This window comes from Ramlibacter sp. WS9 (genome assembly GCF_003797765.1).
Taxonomy (GTDB): Bacteria; Pseudomonadota; Gammaproteobacteria; order Burkholderiales; family Burkholderiaceae_C; genus Ramlibacter.
In genome coordinates this window covers 185,896-203,779 of sequence record NZ_RKMB01000009.1, presented here as the reverse complement: position 1 = coordinate 203,779, position 17,884 = coordinate 185,896, and the positions used below count along the sequence as shown (strand labels likewise).

Genomic DNA, 17,884 nt, shown 5'->3' with positions numbered 1-17,884 from the left:
CTCCTTGGGCTTTTGCCTATTCCTGCTCGAAAGGGATGCGGGCCGCCTCGTCGAAACGGCCGCGATTGCGGCGCGCGAATGCCCAGAAGAGGATGCCGGTGAAGACGGCGAAGCAAGCCAGCGTGGCGGCGATGCGCAGTGTGGTGACGTCCATGCCGGCTCCTTATTTGACGGCGATGCCCATGACCTGCAGGTACGCGACCAGCGCGTCCATCTCGGTCTTGCCCTTGAGGTCTTCGGCGCCCTTGGCGATTTCGGCATCCGTGTAGGGGACGCCCACCGTGCGCAGCGACTTCATGTGGGTGGCGATGCTCGCGCCGTCCGCGGCGTTCTTCATCAGCCACGGATAGGCCGGCATGTTCGATTCGGGCACCAGGTCGCGCGGGTTGTTCAGGTGGATGCGGTGCCAGTCGTCGCTGTACTTGCCGCCCACGCGGTGCAGGTCGGGACCGGTGCGCTTGCTGCCCCACTGGAACGGATGGTCGTAGACGAATTCGCCGGCCACCGAATAGTGGCCGTAGCGCAGCGTCTCGGCCCGAAACGGCCGGATCATCTGCGAGTGGCAGTTGTAGCAGCCTTCGCGCACGTAGATGTCGCGCCCGGCCAGCTGCAGCGCGGTGTAGGGCTTCAGGCCATCGACAGGCTGGGTGGTCGACTTCTGGAAGAACAGAGGCACGATCTCGACCAGGCCGCCGATGGCAACCACGATCAGGATCAGCACGATCATCAGGAAATTGTTGGTCTCGACCTTCTCGTGCGAGAAGCCGGCCGGGGCGGAATGGGTGTCGTTGCTCATGTCAGTCTTTCTCTCAGGCGGCCTGGGCCAGGGGCGGAACGGCGACGCGCGGCGCACTGCCCTGGGCCACGGTCATCCAGGTGTTCCAGGCCATCACCAGCATTCCGCCCAGGTAGAGCAGGCCGCCGACGACGCGGATCACGTAGAACGGGTAGGTGGCCTTGACCGACTCGACGAAGGTGTAGGTCAGCGAACCGTCGGCGTTGATGGCACGCCACATCAGCCCCTGCATCACGCCGGCGATCCACATCGCGGCGATGTACAGCACGATGCCGATGGTCGCCACCCAGAAGTGCAGCTCGATGGCCGGCACGGAATACATCTTCTTCTGGCCGAACAGGCGCGGGATCAGGTAGTACAGCGAGCCCATGGAGATCAGGCCCACCCAGCCGAGCGCGCCGGAGTGCACGTGGCCGACGGTCCAGTCGGTGTAGTGCGACAGCGAGTTCACCGTCTTGATGGACATCATCGGGCCCTCGAACGTGCTCATGCCGTAGAACGACAGCGACACGATCAGGAAGCGCAGCACCGGGTCGTCGCGCAGCTTGTGCCAGGCGCCCGACAGCGTCATCACGCCGTTGATCATGCCGCCCCAGCTGGGCGCGAGCAGGATCAGCGAGAACACCATGCCGATCGACTGCGTCCAGTCCGGCAGCGCGGTGTAGTGCAGGTGGTGCGGGCCGGCCCACATGTAGGTGAAGATCAGCGCCCAGAAGTGGACGATGGACAGGCGGTAGCTGTAGACGGGCCGCTCGGCCTGCTTCGGGATGAAGTAGTACATCATCCCGAGGAAGCCGGCGGTGAGGAAGAAGCCCACCGCGTTGTGGCCGTACCACCACTGGATCATCGCGTCCTGCACCCCGGCATAGGCCGAATACGACTTCATCCAGCCGGCGGGCATCGCGGCGCTGTTGACGATGTGGAGGATGGCGACGGCCAGGATGAATGCGCCGTAGAACCAGTTGGCGACGTAGATGTGGCGGACCTTGCGGATGCCGATGGTGCCGAAGAACACGATGGCGTAGGCGACCCAGGCGACGGTGATCAGCAGGTCGATCGGCCATTCGAGTTCCGCGTATTCCTTGCCCTGCGTGTAGCCCAGGGGCAGGCTGATGGCGGCGGCCACGATCACCGCCTGCCACGCCCAGAAGTGGAAGGACGCGAGCTTGTGGAGGAACAGCGGCACCTGGCAGGTGCGCTGCACGACGTAGTAGCTGGTGCCGAACAGTGCGCAGCCGCCAAAGGCGAAGATCACCGCGTTTGTGTGCAGCGGGCGCAGGCGCCCGTAGCTGAGCCAGGGGATGCCGAAGTTCAGCTCGGGCCAGGCCAGCTGGGCGGCGATGAACACGCCGACCAGCATGCCGACGACGCCCCAGACGACGGCCATCAGCGAGAACTGGCGCACCACGGTGTCGTGGTACAGGGGGTGGGTGCCAGAGGATATAGGGGTCATGGTGCGATCTCTTCCATCGGAATGACCCTAGTCTCGTTGCGGTCAGCGCCGCACGATTTGATAAAAGTCAATCTGTGCGCAGAATCCGCTCGCCCTCGGCTTCTATTGCGTCGAACTGACCACGCCAGACGGCCCAGGCGAGGGCGCCCAGGATCAGCAGCGCGAGCGCTACCGACAGGGGAATGAGAAGAAACAGTACATCCATCAGAAATCCCCCCGCACGCGGGCGAGGCGCGCCGAATTGAGGACCACGAGCAGCGAGCTCGCGGCCATGCCGATGCCGGCCAGCCAGGCCGGCATCCAGCCCACGAGCGCGAGCGGCACGCAGACGGCGTTGTAGGCGGCGGCCCAGGCCAGGTTCTGGCGGACCACCGTGCGGGTGCGGCGTGCGTGCATCAGCAGCGAGCTCACCGCGGCCAATTGGCTGCCCAGGACGACGAAGTCCGCTTTGGCCTGCGCCAGAGGCACGGCCTGGCCCATCGCCACCGAGACGTTCGCGCGGGCCAGCACCGGGCCGTCATTCATGCCGTCGCCCACCATGGCGACGCGGGCGCCGCTGCGCTGCAGTTCGCACACGTGATCGAGCTTGTCTTCGGGCGACTGCTCGCCCCAGCTCCATTCGATGCCGGCACGCCACGCCAGCCGCTGCACCGCATTCGCGTGATCGCCCGACAGCAGTTCCACCCGCGGCCCCATGCGCCGCAGCGCGCCGATGGCCGTGCGCGCGTCGGCACGCATCGACTCGTCGAGGTCGAAGCTGGCGATCCAGCCCTTGTCGTCTGCCAGGTGCACCTGGGTCGCGCCTTCGCGCCGCACGCCAGGCGCGCCGCAAAAGGTGGCGGAGCCGAGCCGCAGATCCCGTGGCGCCCAGCCGCCGTCGCCGCTGACATGGCCTTTCAGTCCTTGACCGGCTGCTTCAGTGACATCTCGCGCCGTCCAGCCGCAAGTGCGTGCCTCGGCGGCGATGGCGCGCGATGCCGGGTGCAAGGAGTGCGCGGCGAGCGCGCCCGCGAGTGCGAGGGCCTCCTCGGCACCGGTGCCCGAACGCGTGCGCACCTGCACGATGGACATCTTGGTGTCCGTCAAGGTGCCGGTCTTGTCGAAGACGACGGTATCGATTTCGGCGCAGTCTTCCAGCGCTCCCAACCGGCGCACCAGCACGCCACGCCGAGCCAACGCGCCCGCAGCCGCCAGCGTCGCGGCGGGTGTGGCCAGCGACAGCGCACAGGGACAGGTGACGATCAGCACGGCCACGGCGATGCCGAGCGCATGCGAAGGCCCGGTGGGCCACCACCACACGGCCGCGCCGGTTGCCGCCATCAACACGCAGGCCAGAAAGGGTCCGGCGATCCGATCGGCCAGGCCCGCGAGCCGGGGCTTCTCGCTGGAGGCGCGTTCCATCAGGTCGACGATTTCGGCGTAGCGCGTCTGCGCCCCCACGCGCTCGACGCGCACGAGCAGCGTGCCGGTGAGGTTGTGGCTGCCGGCCACCACGTGCTCGCCCTGCCCGCGCGGCAAGGCGCGCGACTCGCCGGTGAGCAGCGCCTCGTCGACGCGGCTCGAGCCCTGCAGCACCACGCCGTCGGCAGGAAAGGTTTCGCCCGCGAAAACACGGATGCGATCGCCCATTGCGAGTCGTCCCACGGCGACGCGCTCGTAGCTTTCCGGTGCACATTCACGCTCGATCGTCTGGGGCAGCCGCCGCAATAGCGATTCCAGCGAGCCCGCCGTGCGGTCGCGCAGCCGCTGCTCCAGCAGGCGGCCCGACAGCAGGAAGAACACGAACATCGTGAGCGAATCGAACCAGGCCTCGTGGCCAAACGGGCCCTGCGGCTCGAAGGTGGCGGCCGTGCTCGCGGCAAATGTGATGAGGATGCCCAGCGCCACGGGCACGTCCATGCCGAGCCGCAGGGCGCGCAGGTCGCGCAACGCTGACTGGAAGAAGGGCCAGCAGGAAAACGCCAGCACGGGCAGCGTGAGGATCCACGAGGCCCAGCGCAAGAGTGACTCGACGTCGGCCGTCATCTCGCCCGGGCCGGCCACGTACGCCGGGAAGGCGTACATCATCACCTGCATCATGCAAAAGCCCGCCACCAGCCAGCGCCACAACAGCACACGGCGGGCTTGCGAACGCGGCGCCGCGGTGAGCAGATCGGCAGCCGGCAACCCGCCATAGCCCACCTTTTGCAACGCGGCAAACCAGCCGGAGGGGCGCCCCTGCGCGGGCGCCCAGGTGATGCGGGCAGTGGCGGTCGCGCCGTTGACCTGCACACTGCGAACGCCGGCGCAGCGGGCCAGCGCGTCTTCGACGGTGAGCGTGCAGCCTGGGCAGTACATGCCTTCGATGGCCAGGTACGACTCCCACAGGCCGGGCTCGGCAGCGACCGGTCGGCCGAAGGCGTGCCACTCGGCCGCCTCGTCGAGCGCGGCCCATCCGGCACCGGCGGGCGCGCCGCTCGGCGGAGCGGCGAATGGAAGGGTCGCGGATTGCATGCGGCAAGGCTATCCCCAGCGGTGCCGTCTCGCGTTGATATGGATCAAGCGCGGCGGGTGCGGCGGCGCCTAAGCTGGGTCGTCCATACACAGGAGGTTTCCATGTACCAACGCATTCTCGTCGCCACCGATGGTTCGACCCTCTCCAAGAAAGCCGTGCGCAGCGGTATCGACCTGGCCGCGGCGACGGGCGCCGAACTCATCGCGCTGAACGTCGTGCCGCGCTATCCCACCAGCTACTTCGAAGGCGGCATGACGGTGTCCCCGACCGAGGTCGCGAACACCGAGAAGCGTTGGGCCGACCGGGGCCAGGCCGTGGTGGACCGCGTACGCGACTCGGCGCAGGCCGAGGGCGTGAAGGCCAAGGCCGTGGTGGCACGCTCCGACCTGGTTGCGGAGGCGATCATGGCCGCGGCGCGCAAGTACAAGTGCGACCTGGTCGTCATGGCCTCGCACGGCCGCAAGGGAATCAAGCGTGTGCTGCTGGGCAGTGAAACGCAGCATGTGCTCACGCACTGCACGGTGCCCGTGCTGGTGCTGCGCTGATCGCGGACATCGCCAGGTGCCGCACCGCGCCTCATGGGGCGGTGGCGGACCCCACCCGTTCCGTGTCCGGCGTGAAGCGGTAGATGGTGTTGTCGAGGTGGCGCGCCACCTCCGTGATGTCAGCCTCGCTCCATTGCAGGCCGGCCGCCGCCTGCCAGCGCTCCACCTGCGCGCGCAGGCTGGGCCAGTCACGCGCTTGCCGCCGCTCGCGCCAGTGCATCTGGGTGGTGTGGCATTCGATGCAATGGTTGTTGTACAGCAACTCGCCGCGCGTCGGCGACGTGGCCGGCTGCGCCTGTGCCGCCGTGCTGCAGGCAAGGGCAGTGACCAAGAGGACTGCGCGCTTTGACTTCGACATGGCGGGGGCGCTGTTCAACGGTTCTTTCCGGCCGCCGCCTTGGCCGCATCCTCGGCGGCGCCGCGGGCGGCCTGCTGGGCTCGGCGCAAAGCGTCGCGGGTGGCTTCTGCCGCCCTCGCAGCCTCTGCCTTGGCGGCGCGCCCTGCGGTGCGCGCGGCCCGGTCGGCGTGCTGCAGCGCTTCGCGTGTGGCCTCCACCGCTTTGCGGCCCGACTCTTCCGCTTGCCTCGCAAGCACCTGCCCCTCGCCGGTCGCGCTGGCGCTGGCCGCGACGAAGCGGCGCTGCGCTTGGCGCACGGCGTCCGCCGCCTTGCGCACCAGCCGCCGAACCGTCCGGGACGCACTGGCCGACGTGCCGTGCGCGTCCTTGTCGGCCTCGCGTACGGCGGCGTCCACCGCGGCCGCCGCGGCGCGCGCCGCCTCGGCCGCCTCTTGAGCCGGCTCGCTACGCGGCCGGTCGAGCACCACCTGCTGCGGCACCCCAACCGCCGGGGCAGGCTGCGTCAGCGCGTGCGCCGGAGCGCCCGCCACAACAGCGGCGAGCAGCCAGTACCTTGTCAGCGGCGTAATCATCGGTTCACTGTAGGCGCGCCAGCCCGCTTCGGTTTGATGCAGGTCAAGTCACCGGAGATGACAGTGCTCCGCCGTGCCCCAGGGGCGCCTGGTTCGGCGGGCCACACACCCTGCCGCGGTGCTGGTGCCCTGGTGTGCAGGCGCAGGTCATTCGCGGCGATCATTCCCTGAAAGCACGTTGACGGGAATCCGCAGATAGGACACGCCGTTTTCGTCCGGGGGCGGCAGGTTGCCGCCCCGCACATTGACCTGGATCGAAGGCAGCAGCAGCGTGGGCACCTCCAGCGTGGCGTCGCGCGCGCGGCGCATCGCCACGAAGCTTTCCTCCGAAATGCCGTCGCGAACGTGGATGTTCCTTTCGCGCTGCTGCACCACCGTCGTCTCCCACAGCGGCCCGCGCTCGTCCGGCGGGTAGTCGTGGCAGACGAACATGCGCGTCTCTCGCGGCAAGTCCAGCAGGCGGCGGATGGACCGGTACAGCGTGTGCGCATCGCCGCCCGGAAAGTCGGCGCGCGCCGTCCCCACGTCCGGCATGAACAGCGTGTCGCCCACGAACACGGCATCGCCGACCCGATACGCCATGTCGGCAGGCGTGTGGCCCGGCACGTGCAGCGCCTGGGCTTCGAGGTTCCCGATGCGGAAGGTCTCGCCGTCGCGCAGCAGATGGTCGAACTGGCTGCCGTCGGGCAGGAAGCTGCTGTCCAGGTTGTAGATCTTCTTGAAGATCGCCTGCACATCGCGGATGTGCTCGCCGATGGCCACCTTGCCGCCCACGTGCCGGTGCAGGTAGCGGGCGCCCGAGAGGTGGTCGGCATGGGCGTGCGTCTCCAGAATCCACTCCACCTGCAGCGACTGCTCCTTCAGGTAGGCCAGGATGCGGTCGGCCGACTGGGTGCCGGTGCGGCCCGCCTTGAATTCGTAGTCGAGGACCGGATCGATAACGGCGGCGCGACGCGTGGCCGGATCGGACACGACATACGAAACCGTCCAGGTGGCGGGGTCGTAAAAGGCCTGGATGCGCGGGCTTGTGGTCATGAGGTTTTCCATAATCTACTTGACTATATTCTATACATTGATATATTATTGTCAAGTAGAACAAATTGCCCTCATGAACAACGCAACCACCCTTCCCATCGACCCGGACAAGCTCCGGCGCGCCGCCGGCGTCGCCGTTGGCGCGCTCAAGCTGCTGGCCAACGAAGACCGGCTGCTGCTGCTGTGCCAGCTGGCCACGCAGGGCGAGACCTGCGTGAGCGAACTGGAGCAGCAGCTGCGCATCCGCCAGCCGACGCTGTCCCAGCAGCTCGGTGTGCTGCGCAACGAAGGCGTGCTGGCCACCCGCCGCGAGGGCAAGAACATTTTCTACAGCGTGGCCGACGCCAACCTCCTCGAGGTTCTGTCGCTGCTCTACCGCATCTACTGTCCCAAGGAGTAACCCATGACCATCGACTGGAACGCATTCACACCCTGGCATGCCGCGGCGGGGGGCGCCGCGATCGGGCTCGCCGCCGCCCTCTTCCTGCTCGTCAACGGCCGCATTGCCGGCATCAGCGGCATCCTCGGCGGATTGCTCACACCGCAGCGGGGAGACATCGGCTGGCGCCTCGCGTTCCTCGCCGGCCTGGCCGGCGCCCCGCTCGCCTATGCGCTGGTTGCCGCGTTGCCCAGTCCGCAGATCGACGCGGGCTACGGGGCCCTGGTGGCCGCGGGCCTGCTGGTGGGCGTCGGCACGCGCTACGGCTCGGGTTGCACGAGCGGGCACGGCGTCTGCGGCCTATCGCGCCTGTCACCCCGCTCGCTGGCCGCCACGGCGGCGTTCATGGCCGCCGGGTTCGTCACCGTGTTTTTCGCCCGCCACGTGCTGGGCATCTGAAGGAGCCTCCATGGCAATGATCTTTTCCCTTGCTGCCGGGCTGGTGTTCGGCATCGGCTTGATCGTCTCGGGCATGGCCAATCCGGCAAAAGTGCTCGGTTTCCTCGACCTCGCGGGCAACTGGGACCCATCGCTTGCGTTCGTGATGGCGGGCGCCATCGCCGTCGGCGCGATCGCCTTCGCGTTCGCGCGCAAGCGCACGGTTTCGCTCATCGGCTTGCAGATGCGGCTTCCGTCCGCCACGCACATCGACCGGCGGCTGGTCGGCGGCGGACTGCTGTTCGGCGTCGGCTGGGGCATCGCGGGGTTCTGCCCCGGCCCGGCCCTGGTGGCGTTGGGCATGGGCGAACACAAGGCATTCGTGTTCGTCGCCGCCATGCTGGCGGGGATGGGCCTGTTCGAATTGCTGGAGCGCCGGGGTGCACTACGCCAGGCTTCGAACGCATGAGCCCGGACGAACGCTGGATCGCCGCCGCGCTGACCATCGCGGTGCTGGCTCTCTACGAGATCTGGTTCGCGCTGGCACAGCGCCGCAACCCGGGCCTGCTCGCCCGGTCGGCCCATGCGAGCTTGCGGGAAGACTGGTTCGCCGCGGTTTCGCAGCAGCCCGGCTCGGAGGTGCTCGCGGTGCAGACGCTGCGAAACTCGCTGATGTCGGCGTCGATGACGGCATCCACCGCCGTGCTCGGCCTCATGGGCACCATCACCTTGTCGGCGTCTTCGCTCGACACCAGCCTGGACGGCGGCGTCGCGTTCGAATTCACGCCGCGCCTCGCGCTGGAGCTGATATTGCTGGCTCTCCTGTTCGCCTCGCTGGTCACTTCGGTGATGGCTGTGCGCTACTACAACCATGCCGGCTTCGTCGGGGCCATGCCGGTCGGCTCCGAGGCGCGGCGCCGGTGGAGCGCGATCGGCGGCAGCCACCTGCGACGGGCCGGGATCCTGTACAGCTGGAGCTTGCGCAACCTGGTGCTGGTAGTGCCCGCCGTGGGCTTCATCCTGCATCCCGCGGCCGGCCCGGTCGCTGCCGTCCTGGTGGTGGTGGTGCTGTACGGCTTCGACCGGATCAAGGCCGGGGCATAGCGTCCGATCGATGGCCACATTCTTCAAGACGAGCCGCCTCTGGGTCGTGCACTACACGTGGAAAGGGCGGCCACGCCACTGGTTCAAGGCGCTGCCGGAAGGCGCCTACGGACCGGCCCTGCTCGCCGCCGAACTGATGGACGTCCATGGACCGCTGGCCCGCGTGGTCGAGATCCGTCCAGCGTCGCCGCAGGAAGAGACGGATTACCTGCACGACGAGCTGCCCAGGAACATCCTCTGTCCAACCGGCCGTCGCGGCGGCCCTTGATCATTGCCTGACCCGGTAGATCAAGTGATAGGTCAAGCCGACCAGAACGCTGCCGCCAATGAGGTTGCCCGCGATCACCACGGCCAGGTTCGCGCCCATTCCGGCGAGCGTGATTGCGTCCGGGCCCGACGGCGATCCGCCACCCCATTGCACGAGCATCGCCAGGGGCATCAGGTACATGTTGGCGATGCTGTGCTCGAATCCCGCCGCGACGAACGCAGTCACGGGAAAGGCCACCGCAACGGCCTTGTCCACTACGCTGCGGCCCGCCATCGCCATCCAGACCGCCATGCACACCAGCACGTTGCAAAGCACACCCCGCAAGAATGCCTCCTGCCAGGGCAACTGCTGCTTTGCCAGGGCGATCCTCACGACAGTCCGGCCGATCTCCCCGGAGTTCATCCCGGTGTGCCCGCTCCAGTAGACGACGAACGCCAGGCTTGCCGCACCTGCGAAGTTCGCGGCGCACACGATGGTCCAGTTGCGCAGGACTTCCCGCGACGTGATCCTTCCGTCGGCCCAGGCCATGGCCAGCAGGTTGTTGCCGGTAAAGAGCTCGGCGCCCGCGACCACGACGAGCAGCAAGCCCAGCGAAAACACCAACCCGCCCGAAAATTGTGAAGCAGCGAAGCCGATGCTTGCGTCGGCCTTGACCATGACGAACAGCATCGTGCCCAGCCCGATGAATGCGCCCGCCAAAATGCCGAGCATCGCGAGCGGTACCAGCGCCATCCTGGCCTTGGCGACGCCCACCGTCTCCACCCGCCGCGCGACTTCCGCGGGCGTGTAGGCGTCGGATCCGAAAAATTCAGGTGCCATGGGGGCCGGAACTCGTCCAGGCGTGCGTGACATTCGCTCAATTGGCAAGGGCCAGCATCCGACGCCCTCAGCGCCGGCCGGCAGCCGAACCCACCCGCTCGGTGTCCGGCGCAAAGTGATAAATGGTGTTGTCAAGGTGGCGTGCCACCTCGGTGACGTCCGCTTCGCTCCACTGCAGGCCGGCCACAGCCTGCCAGCGCCACACTTGGCCCCGCAGACTGGGCCAGTCGCGCGCCTGCCTGCGTTCGCGCCAGTGCATTTGCGAGGTGTGGCATTCGATGCAATGGTTGTTGTAGAGCAGTTCACCGCGCGTTGGCGACTGGGCGGGCTGGGCCTGCGACGCCGTGGCGCAGCCCGCCATTGCGACGATCAGGAGTTCTTGAGGGGTGATCACCCGGTCACTGTAGGCGCGGCGCTGGGCATTCGGCTTGATGAATGTCAAGGCATCGCTTCGCGGGTGGCCCGCACGGGTCTGGTGAGGTCGCCGCTTTCAGGACGGCGGCCGCCATTTTATCTATGTCACGGCGCCAGCCACGATAAAGGCATACCGTGTTCAGGGAGTGCAATGGTGCGCTCGTTCCATTCAAGGAAGATCGCAAATGAAAGTTAATGAAGGCGCATTCGACCGTGGTCTGCGCGTCGTCGCGGGGCTCGTCCTGATCGGCTTGGCCGTAACCGGCACCGTCGGCGCGTGGGGCTACATTGGCGCCATCCCGCTGGTGACCGGCGCCGTCGGCATGTGCCCGATCTACAGCTTGCTGGGCATCAGCACCTGCCCAGCGCCGCGCGCGTGACACCGTGGCGATCGAATCGAGCACTTATCGTGACCTGACCCGAGGCACATCGGCCCGGCTCGGCACGTTGCGCGCCGGTGCGCCGGATGTGATGAAGAGCGTCGCCGACCTGGGCCGATTTGCCATGGCCGACGGAGCGTTGGACAAGAAGACCAAGGAATTGATAGCCCTGGCATTGGGTGTTGCGGCGCGCTGCGACGCCTGCATCGGCTACCACATGCAAGCTCTCGTCAAGCTCGGTGTCTCGAGGCAGGAACTGGACGAGACTCTGGGCGTCGCGGTCTACATGGGCGGCGGTCCATCCCTCATGTATGCAGCCAATGCGATCGCCGCGTTCGAGGAGTTCTCGGGCGCGGGCGCATTCCAGGGCAAGGCGGATTGAGTTGCGATGAAGCTGCCGTTCGCCCTTCCCCGCTGGGCCTGGACAGCCACTGCCGGCGTTGCAGTGCTGCTGGCCTTCGGCTGGGTGGCGACCACCAGCGGGCCGCTCGCACCGGTCAAGGTGACCTTGACGCAGGCTGCAACCGGGACAGTCACGCCGTCGCTCTTTGGCATCGGCACCGTGGAAGCGCGCCGCGCGTATCTGATTGGTCCGACCGTCGCCGGCCGCGTCGAGCGCGTGCTGGTTGATGTTGGCGACAAGGTGAAGGCCGGCCAGTTGCTGGCGGAAATGGATGCGGTGGACCTCGACGCGCGCGTGGGCTCCTCTTCGGCGGCGGCGGCTCGAGCCCGGAGCGCCGTGGTCACTGCTCAGGCCCAGGTGCACGATGCACGCAGTCGCCAGGCCCTGGCCTCCGGCGAGGCGCATCGCTACATCGACCTCGGCAAACAGAACTTCGTGAGCTCCAGCGTCGTCGATGCCAAGTTGCAGCTACAGCAATCGGCGGATGCCCAACTCGCCGCCGCCGAGTCCGTGCACGCGGGCGCCAGGCAGGACGTGACCCGCCTGGAGGCGGAGCGCGAGGGCGCACGCCAACAACGCGGCAACTTCCGGCTGGAGGCGCCTGTTGACGGGGTGGTGACATCACGCGATGCCGAGCCCGGTTCCACCGTTGTGGCGGGCCAAGCGGTGCTCAAGCTGATCGACCCTGCAAGCCTCTGGGTCACGACTCGGTTCGACCAGAGCCGTTCCGCGGGGTTGCGCGCAGGACTGCCTGGCCGGATCACCCTGCGCTCCAGCGGCGTGCGCGGCGCGGCGTCCGGCAAGGTTGTGCGCCTCGATCCCGCCAGCGACAGCGTCACCGAGGAGCGCATCGCGCAGGTGGCGTTCGACAGCTTGCCGCTCGGCGTCTCGACGGGAGAGATGGCCGAAGTTCTCGTGAGCCTGCCCGCTGTCACCGGGGCGCTGCTGATCCCCAACGCGGCTTTGCGCCAACGCGGCGCGCAGTCGGGCGTGTGGCGGCGTAGTGATGGCCAGCTGCGTTTCGTCAGCGTCAGGACCGGCGCCGAAGGTGCGGACGGGATGGTGCAAGTCATCGAGGGCCTGAAGGCCGGCGACGAGGTCGTGGTGCACAGCGAGCGCGAGCTATCCGCCGCCAGTCGCATCAGGGTCGTGCCGGCGCTGATCGAGACCACCAGGTGATCAGCCTCGCCGGCCGCGACATCCTGCATTCGTGGGGGAAATTCCTCCTGACCGGGGTGGGGCTGGGATTGCTGATCGGCGTCACGCTCACCTTTGCCGGCGTCTACCGCGGCGTGGTGGACGACGCCAAGGTCCTGCTCAACAACAGCGGCGCAGACCTGTGGGTCGTCCAGAAGGACACGCAGGGGCCGTACGCGGAATCGTCGAGCCTTCGCGACGACGTCTATCGCAGCCTGCTCGGGCTGCCCGGTGTCGCGCAGGCGGCCAATGTCACCTACCTCACGATGCAGGTGCGCGGCCACGGTGCCGACGTGCGCGCGATGGTGGTTGGCTTCGAACCTGGCCAGCCGGGCGAGCCGGCGTTCCTGGTCGCCGGGCGGCGCATCACCCGCAGCCACTACGAGGCAATCGCGGATGTGAAAACCGGCTTCATGCTGGGCGAAAGCATCCGCATCCGCAGGCACCAGTACACCGTGGTGGGCCTCACCCGGCGCACGGTGTCGTCGGGCGGCGACCCGATGGTGTTCATCCCGCTGAAGGATGCACAGGAGGCGCAGTTCCTGAAGGACAACGATGCCATCGTCAGCGAACGCGAGCGGATTGCGGCCAACCCGGCTTTCAACCGCCCGGGCGTGCCCGGCCTGCTGGAGGCCGTCACGGCGTCCCAGGCCACCAGCCACAACGTGAATGCCGTGCTCGTGCGCATGGCCGATGGACACTCGGCGGCCGTCCTGGCACAGACCATCGGGCGCTGGAAACACCTGCAGGCTTATACGCGGGCGGAAATGGAGGAGCTGTTGATCGCGAAGCTGATCGCCACCGCCGCCAAGCAGATCGGCATGTTCCTCGTGATCCTGGCCGTGGTGAGCGCGGCCATCGTCGCCTTCATCATTTACACAATGACGCTAGGCAAGATCCGCGAGATCGCCGTGCTCAAGCTCATCGGCACCCACGGCAGGACGATCGCGGGCATGATCCTGCAGCAGGCGCTAGGACTCGGCATTCTGGGGTTCGTCGTCGGCAAGCTTTCGGCCAGCTTGTGGGCACCGCTGTTTCCGAAGTACGTGCTGCTCGAAAGCGGCGACGCCGTATTGGGCTTCTTTCTCGTGATGACCGTCTGCGCGATGGCAAGCACGCTGGCGATCCGGGCGGCGCTCAAGGTTGATCCCGCCGCGGCGATAGGGGGTTGAATGCAGCCGACAGTCGCTGCGTCCGCCGGCATCCGGATCGAAGGCCTGAGCAAGCGCTACGGCACCGGCGCCACTGCGGTCGATGCGCTCAAAGACGTCAACATGAGCGTTGCGCCGGGCGAAGTGGTGGGCCTGATCGGGCCCAGCGGGTCAGGCAAGACCACGTTGCTCAAGTGCCTGGGTGCGATCACCACGCCCACGCACGGACGGATGACCCTGGGCGGCGAGGTCATTTTTGATCAGGGCTGGAAGATCAAGGACCTGACGGCGTTGCGCCGCGACCGCATCGGCTTCGGCTTCGTCTTCCAGGCGCCCTACCTGATCCCCTTCCTGGACGTCACGGACAACGTCGCGCTCATGCCGATGCTGGCAGGGCAGCCGGACGCGGAAGCGCGGGAGCGCGCGACTGAATTGTTGCGGGCGCTCGACGTGGCGCATCGGGCGAATGCCTGGCCGTCGGAACTCTCCGGCGGCGAACAGCAGCGGGTTTCGATCGCGCGCGCGCTGGCCAACAAGCCGCCGGTCATCCTGGCGGACGAACCGACCGCACCGCTGGACGGTGAGCGCGCGCTGGCCGTGATGCGCATCCTCAACCAGATGGCAGCGCAGTACCAGACCGCCATCATCGTCGTCACCCACGACGAGAAAATCATTCCAACGTTCAAGCGCCTTTACAACATTCGCGACGGGCAAACGATCGAGGAGGCCGGGCAGGGTCGCTCAATCTCGCTCGAGACAAAGTGAGCCGGCCCGGCTGGACATCGGCGAGAGGCACACACTGGCCTATCCTGCTTGTGCGGAGCGTACGAGCAGAACGGGAACGGTTGCATGGCGCGCCACCATTTCGGCGGTGCTGCCCAGGAGAGCGCGTCCGACACCGCGTCGGCCGTGCGTGCCCAGCACGATCAGGTCGGCTTTCCAATTCTCCGCTTCCTTGCAGAGCTGCTCCCAGACCGGGCCGGCGAAGCCTTCGCCCAACACTGTCTCGGCCGGCACGGACGCGGCACCCGCTGTTGCCTCGGCTTCGCGCAGGATCGCCCTGCCGCCTTCGCGCAGGTCCGCGAGCCAGTCGCCGGCAACCGCTCCCGATAAATCCATGCCGTACGCACCCATTGCCGCCGCAAACGAAACGTCGTCGATGGCGTGGACCAGCAACAGCCGGCCGCCCGTCAATTTGGCGAGGCGCACCGCCTCGCCAAGGCCCCGCTTGGAGGTTTCGCTGCCGTCGACAGCGACCAGAATGCGTTCGTACATGATGTCTTCCTTCCAAGGATGCTCAAGGGCATGGTCCCAGTATGGGAAACGCGCAGAGACATTGCCTTGATGAATGTCAATCGGAAGCATCTCCTTCCGTTTGCAGAGCCAGACGCAGCGATTGAGAGTCCTGCGTCGGCAGCACCTCGAATCCCATGGCCTTCGCGAGGCGGGCCATGCCATCGTTTTCAGACAGGCATTCACCCACCATCTCCCGCGTCCCTCGGGCTCGAAGGTAGGCGATGAGTTTCGCGAGCAGCGTCCGGCCGAGGCCTTTGCCTTGCCAGGCCGATGCCACCTGGATCGCGAACTCGGCCGTCGTGTTGTCGGGGTCGCATACCGCGCGCACCTCGCCCACCATCGGCCGGTGCCCGTCAGATGTGCGCGGGCCCAGCGCGATGAAGGTCATTTCACGGTCGTAGTCGATCTGGCTGTAGCGCGCCAGCTCCGAGACCGGCACGTCCCGGCGTGCCATGAAGAAACGAAGCCGCATGTCCACGGCAGTCGCTCGTTCATAGAAGGCGTGCAGGCGATCCCCATCTTCGGGTTTGATGGGCCGCACGAGCATCTCGGTGCCCGCCACGCTGATCGACTCCTCGAGGCTTTCGGGATAGGGGCGCACGGCCATCGGCGCGTGGTCCTTCCCAACGTGCAGCCTGATGCGGGCATCCAGCGCGAGCACGCCGCGTTCATCCACCAGCAGCGGATTGATGTCCAGTTCCGCCATGTCCCTCAGGTCGGACACCATCCTCGAAACTTTGAGCAGCGTGTCCACGAGCGCACTGCTGCTTGCGGGCGCGCGCGACCGCCAGGCCTGCAACAGGGGTCGGACACCGCTGCGGTCCACCAGGTCGTTTGCCAGAACGGCATTGAGAGGCGGCAGTGCAATGGCCGACCGCCTGTTCAACTCGACCTCCACGCCGCCGCTTCCGCACAGGATCACCGGGCCGAACACCGCATCCGAGGCCACGCCCACAATGAGCTCCCTGGCCCCCGGCCGCTGGGCCATCGCCTGCACGGCAAAGCCGTTGACCGAAGCGTCGGGCTTCAGGCGGGCGACGTCCTGCCGCATCCTGATGGCGGCGGCGCGGACCTCGTCGCGCGAACGCAGGTTGAGAACGACGCCACCCACGTCGGACTTGTGGACGATGCGGCGCGACATGACCTTGAGCGCCACCGGAAAGCCGATCTCCGTCGCCAGGCGAACCGCCTCCTCGACGTCGCGCGCCGCCCGGGTTTCGACGATCGGGATGCCATAGGCTTGCAGCAACTGCGTTGCCGCGACCTCGTCCAGCCACTCGCGGCCTTCACGCGAGGCCGTGGCGAGCAGCGCGAGCGCCCGCGCCACCTCCGGCTTGAAGTCCGCGGCCGAGTCCGGCGGAATCTGTTGCAGCGCCAGCTGGTTGCAGGCGTGGTCCGCCATTTGCAGCCAAGCCGCCACCGCGCGTTCCGGCGTGGCGAAGCACGGCACGCCCGCCTCCGACCAGGAAGCGCGTGCCGAGGCGACAGCGGGCCCGCCAAGCCAGCAACCGATCACAGGCTTCGCGGCGTCCCGCGCGAGCGCCAGGCAGGCGCGCGCGATGTCGGGCGCGGGCACCAGCGCCGTGGGCGCGTGCGCGAAGAGCACGGCGTCGACCTCCGGCGCCGCGAGCAGGATGCGCAGCGCGTCCTGGTAGCGCGTGATGGGCGCGTCGCCGATGATGTCGACGGGATTACCGTGCGACCAGGTCGCCGGCAGGCACGCATCCAACGCATGGAGGGTGGCGGGGCTCAGATCGGCCAGCTTGCCGCCGCCCGCGGAAAGCGAATCGGCCGCCAGCACGCCCGCGCCGCCGCCGTTGGTGAGGATCGCAAGGCGTTCGCCCCGCACCGGGCGGGCGTGGGCCAGCGTCTCGGCCGCATCGAACAGGTCTTCCAGCGTATTCACACGAAGCATGCCCGCGCGCCGCGCCGCGGCGTCGAACACAGCGTCCGAACCGGCGAGTGCCCCGGTGTGCGAAGCAGCCGCACGGGCGCCTTCCGGTGCGCGCCCTGCCTTGACCACGATCACGGGCTTGTTGCGCGCCGCCGCGCGGGCCGCGGACATGAATTTACGCCCCGCCTTGATGGATTCCGCATACATCAGGATGGCGCGGGTCGAGGGATCGCTGGCCAGGTAGTCCAGCACATCGCCGAAATCCACATCGGCGCTGTCGCCCAGCGAGATGAAGTGCGAAAACCCGATGCCATGGTCCTTCGACCAGTCGAGCATCGCGGTGGCCAGGGCCCCGGACTGGCTCACGAACGCCAGCTTGCCGGCCACGGCGTTGCCGGGCGCGAAGCTGGCGTTGAGGCCAATTCCCGGAACCAGCAGGCCGATGCAGTTGGGGCCGAGGATTCTCAGCAGGTGCGGCCGCGCCGCGTCCAGTATCGCCTGCTCCAGCGTCGTCCCGCCTTCCGTGGGGGGCCCCTTCAGCCCCGCGCTCAGAACGATCGCCGCTCGCGTTCCTCTGCCGCCCAGCTGCTCAATGAGGCCGGGCACGGTGTGGGCGGGCGTGCAGATGATGGCCAGATCCGGCGCCGACGGAAGTGACTGCACGTCGGGCCAGGCTGTGCCACCGCCGACCGTGGCATGCCGGGGATTGACGGGCCACATCGGGCCGTCGAAGCCGCCGGCCTTCAGGTTGGCCAGCACCACGGCGCCGACGCTGCCGGGGCGGTCGGAGGCGCCGAACACCGCGACGGAGCGCGGCTGGAACAGGGATTCGAGATTGCGAACACTCATCGCGCGGCCTATCGGTTGGGAAGATCAAGGGAGGACCTT

23 protein-coding genes are annotated in these 17,884 nt (G+C 67.6%); 11 read left to right on the top strand and 12 right to left on the bottom strand.

Annotation, left to right across the window (positions count from 1 at the left end):
- Positions 1 to 16: 16 nt before the first annotated feature.
- The 5 genes from EEB15_RS15905 to EEB15_RS15885 all read right to left on the bottom strand — a co-directional run bounded on the left by EEB15_RS15905 (position 17) and on the right by EEB15_RS15885 (position 4,742).
- Positions 17 to 154 (bottom strand): cbb3-type cytochrome c oxidase subunit 3, encoded by a 138-nt coding sequence (locus tag EEB15_RS15905; protein WP_141510847.1) that lies wholly within the window; start codon positions 152 to 154, stop codon positions 17 to 19.
- A gap of 9 nt (positions 155 to 163) precedes the next feature.
- The gene (gene ccoO / locus EEB15_RS15900; RefSeq protein WP_141510846.1) at positions 164 to 796 is read right to left on the bottom strand and encodes a cytochrome-c oxidase, cbb3-type subunit II; all 633 of its coding nucleotides are present in this window, start codon (positions 794 to 796) and stop codon (positions 164 to 166) included.
- Between the two features lie 13 nt (positions 797 to 809).
- The gene (gene ccoN / locus EEB15_RS15895) at positions 810 to 2,249 is read right to left on the bottom strand and encodes a cytochrome-c oxidase, cbb3-type subunit I (protein WP_141510845.1); all 1,440 of its coding nucleotides are present in this window, start codon (positions 2,247 to 2,249) and stop codon (positions 810 to 812) included.
- A gap of 67 nt (positions 2,250 to 2,316) precedes the next feature.
- The gene (ccoS, locus tag EEB15_RS15890) at positions 2,317 to 2,454 is read right to left on the bottom strand and encodes a cbb3-type cytochrome oxidase assembly protein CcoS (protein WP_141510844.1); all 138 of its coding nucleotides are present in this window, start codon (positions 2,452 to 2,454) and stop codon (positions 2,317 to 2,319) included.
- Entirely contained in the window at positions 2,454 to 4,742 is a 2,289-nt protein-coding gene (locus tag EEB15_RS15885) for a cation-translocating P-type ATPase (RefSeq protein ID WP_141510843.1), read from the bottom strand. The genes ccoS and EEB15_RS15885 overlap by 1 nt, the downstream gene beginning before the upstream one ends.
- Positions 4,743 to 4,844: 102 nt before the next feature.
- Between EEB15_RS15885 and EEB15_RS15880 the strand changes: the two genes are divergently transcribed.
- Positions 4,845 to 5,288 (top strand): universal stress protein, encoded by a 444-nt coding sequence (locus tag EEB15_RS15880; RefSeq protein ID WP_141510842.1) that lies wholly within the window; start codon positions 4,845 to 4,847, stop codon positions 5,286 to 5,288.
- Between the two features lie 31 nt (positions 5,289 to 5,319).
- Here the strand turns inward: EEB15_RS15880 and EEB15_RS15875 are convergent, their stop codons facing one another.
- The 3 genes from EEB15_RS15875 to EEB15_RS15865 form a co-directional block, all read right to left on the bottom strand.
- Positions 5,320 to 5,664, bottom strand: coding sequence for a cytochrome C (locus EEB15_RS15875; protein WP_199236551.1), 345 nt, complete (start codon positions 5,662 to 5,664; stop codon positions 5,320 to 5,322).
- Positions 5,661 to 6,218 carry a hypothetical protein gene (locus tag EEB15_RS15870; RefSeq protein ID WP_141510841.1) on the bottom strand — a complete coding sequence of 186 codons (558 nt, stop codon included), beginning with the start codon at positions 6,216 to 6,218 and terminating at the stop codon, positions 5,661 to 5,663. The genes EEB15_RS15875 and EEB15_RS15870 overlap by 4 nt, the downstream gene beginning before the upstream one ends.
- 147 nt (positions 6,219 to 6,365) lie before the next feature.
- The gene (locus EEB15_RS15865) at positions 6,366 to 7,253 is read right to left on the bottom strand and encodes an MBL fold metallo-hydrolase (protein ID WP_141510840.1); all 888 of its coding nucleotides are present in this window, start codon (positions 7,251 to 7,253) and stop codon (positions 6,366 to 6,368) included.
- A gap of 73 nt (positions 7,254 to 7,326) precedes the next feature.
- Here EEB15_RS15865 and EEB15_RS15860 point away from each other — a divergent pair, with 73 nt between their 5' ends.
- From EEB15_RS15860 to EEB15_RS15840, 5 genes are read left to right on the top strand one after another with little or no spacing between them, the layout of a single operon-like run.
- Positions 7,327 to 7,653, top strand: a complete 327-nt coding sequence (locus EEB15_RS15860; protein ID WP_141510839.1) for a metalloregulator ArsR/SmtB family transcription factor — start codon at positions 7,327 to 7,329, stop codon at positions 7,651 to 7,653.
- Positions 7,654 to 7,656: 3 nt separating this feature from the next.
- Positions 7,657 to 8,091, top strand: a complete 435-nt coding sequence (locus tag EEB15_RS15855; RefSeq protein WP_141510838.1) for a YeeE/YedE family protein — start codon at positions 7,657 to 7,659, stop codon at positions 8,089 to 8,091.
- 10 nt (positions 8,092 to 8,101) lie between these two features.
- A complete protein-coding gene (locus tag EEB15_RS15850) occupies positions 8,102 to 8,539 on the top strand; it encodes a DUF6691 family protein (protein WP_199236550.1) in 438 nt (145 codons plus the stop codon).
- A complete protein-coding gene (locus tag EEB15_RS15845; RefSeq protein WP_141510837.1) occupies positions 8,536 to 9,174 on the top strand; it encodes a DUF599 domain-containing protein in 639 nt (212 codons plus the stop codon). The genes EEB15_RS15850 and EEB15_RS15845 overlap by 4 nt, the downstream gene beginning before the upstream one ends.
- Before the next feature lie 10 nt (positions 9,175 to 9,184).
- Positions 9,185 to 9,442 carry a hypothetical protein gene (locus tag EEB15_RS15840; RefSeq protein ID WP_141510836.1) on the top strand — a complete coding sequence of 86 codons (258 nt, stop codon included), beginning with the start codon at positions 9,185 to 9,187 and terminating at the stop codon, positions 9,440 to 9,442.
- Here EEB15_RS15840 and EEB15_RS15835 read toward each other — a convergent pair whose 3' ends face one another.
- The gene (locus EEB15_RS15835) at positions 9,443 to 10,261 is read right to left on the bottom strand and encodes a formate/nitrite transporter family protein (RefSeq protein ID WP_141510835.1); all 819 of its coding nucleotides are present in this window, start codon (positions 10,259 to 10,261) and stop codon (positions 9,443 to 9,445) included. It abuts the gene before it with no gap.
- Between the two features lie 67 nt (positions 10,262 to 10,328).
- Positions 10,329 to 10,703, bottom strand: a complete 375-nt coding sequence (locus tag EEB15_RS15830; protein WP_141510834.1) for a cytochrome c — start codon at positions 10,701 to 10,703, stop codon at positions 10,329 to 10,331.
- A gap of 157 nt (positions 10,704 to 10,860) precedes the next feature.
- On the opposite strand from EEB15_RS15830, the gene EEB15_RS15825 reads away from it, so the two are divergent.
- From EEB15_RS15825 to EEB15_RS15805, 5 genes are read left to right on the top strand one after another with little or no spacing between them, the layout of a single operon-like run.
- Complete coding sequence (locus EEB15_RS15825; RefSeq protein ID WP_141510833.1) at positions 10,861 to 11,055, top strand: DUF2892 domain-containing protein; 195 nt, start codon at positions 10,861 to 10,863, stop codon at positions 11,053 to 11,055.
- Positions 11,056 to 11,065: 10 nt separating this feature from the next.
- On the top strand, positions 11,066 to 11,437 hold the full coding sequence (locus EEB15_RS15820) for a carboxymuconolactone decarboxylase family protein (RefSeq protein ID WP_233259508.1): 372 nt from the start codon (positions 11,066 to 11,068) through the stop codon (positions 11,435 to 11,437).
- 6 nt (positions 11,438 to 11,443) lie between these two features.
- Positions 11,444 to 12,637, top strand: a complete 1,194-nt coding sequence (locus EEB15_RS15815) for an efflux RND transporter periplasmic adaptor subunit (RefSeq protein ID WP_141510832.1) — start codon at positions 11,444 to 11,446, stop codon at positions 12,635 to 12,637.
- Positions 12,634 to 13,827: an ABC transporter permease gene (locus EEB15_RS15810; RefSeq protein WP_141510831.1), complete on the top strand. Its 1,194-nt coding sequence runs from the start codon at positions 12,634 to 12,636 to the stop codon at positions 13,825 to 13,827. The genes EEB15_RS15815 and EEB15_RS15810 overlap by 4 nt, the downstream gene beginning before the upstream one ends.
- Complete coding sequence (locus tag EEB15_RS15805) at positions 13,828 to 14,571, top strand: ABC transporter ATP-binding protein (RefSeq protein WP_141510830.1); 744 nt, start codon at positions 13,828 to 13,830, stop codon at positions 14,569 to 14,571.
- 39 nt (positions 14,572 to 14,610) lie between these two features.
- Here the strand turns inward: EEB15_RS15805 and EEB15_RS15800 are convergent, their stop codons facing one another.
- Positions 14,611 to 15,081, bottom strand: coding sequence for a universal stress protein (locus EEB15_RS15800; RefSeq protein WP_141510829.1), 471 nt, complete (start codon positions 15,079 to 15,081; stop codon positions 14,611 to 14,613).
- A gap of 76 nt (positions 15,082 to 15,157) precedes the next feature.
- Positions 15,158 to 17,845, bottom strand: coding sequence for a GNAT family N-acetyltransferase (locus tag EEB15_RS15795; RefSeq protein WP_141510828.1), 2,688 nt, complete (start codon positions 17,843 to 17,845; stop codon positions 15,158 to 15,160).
- Positions 17,846 to 17,884 lie beyond the last annotated feature (39 nt).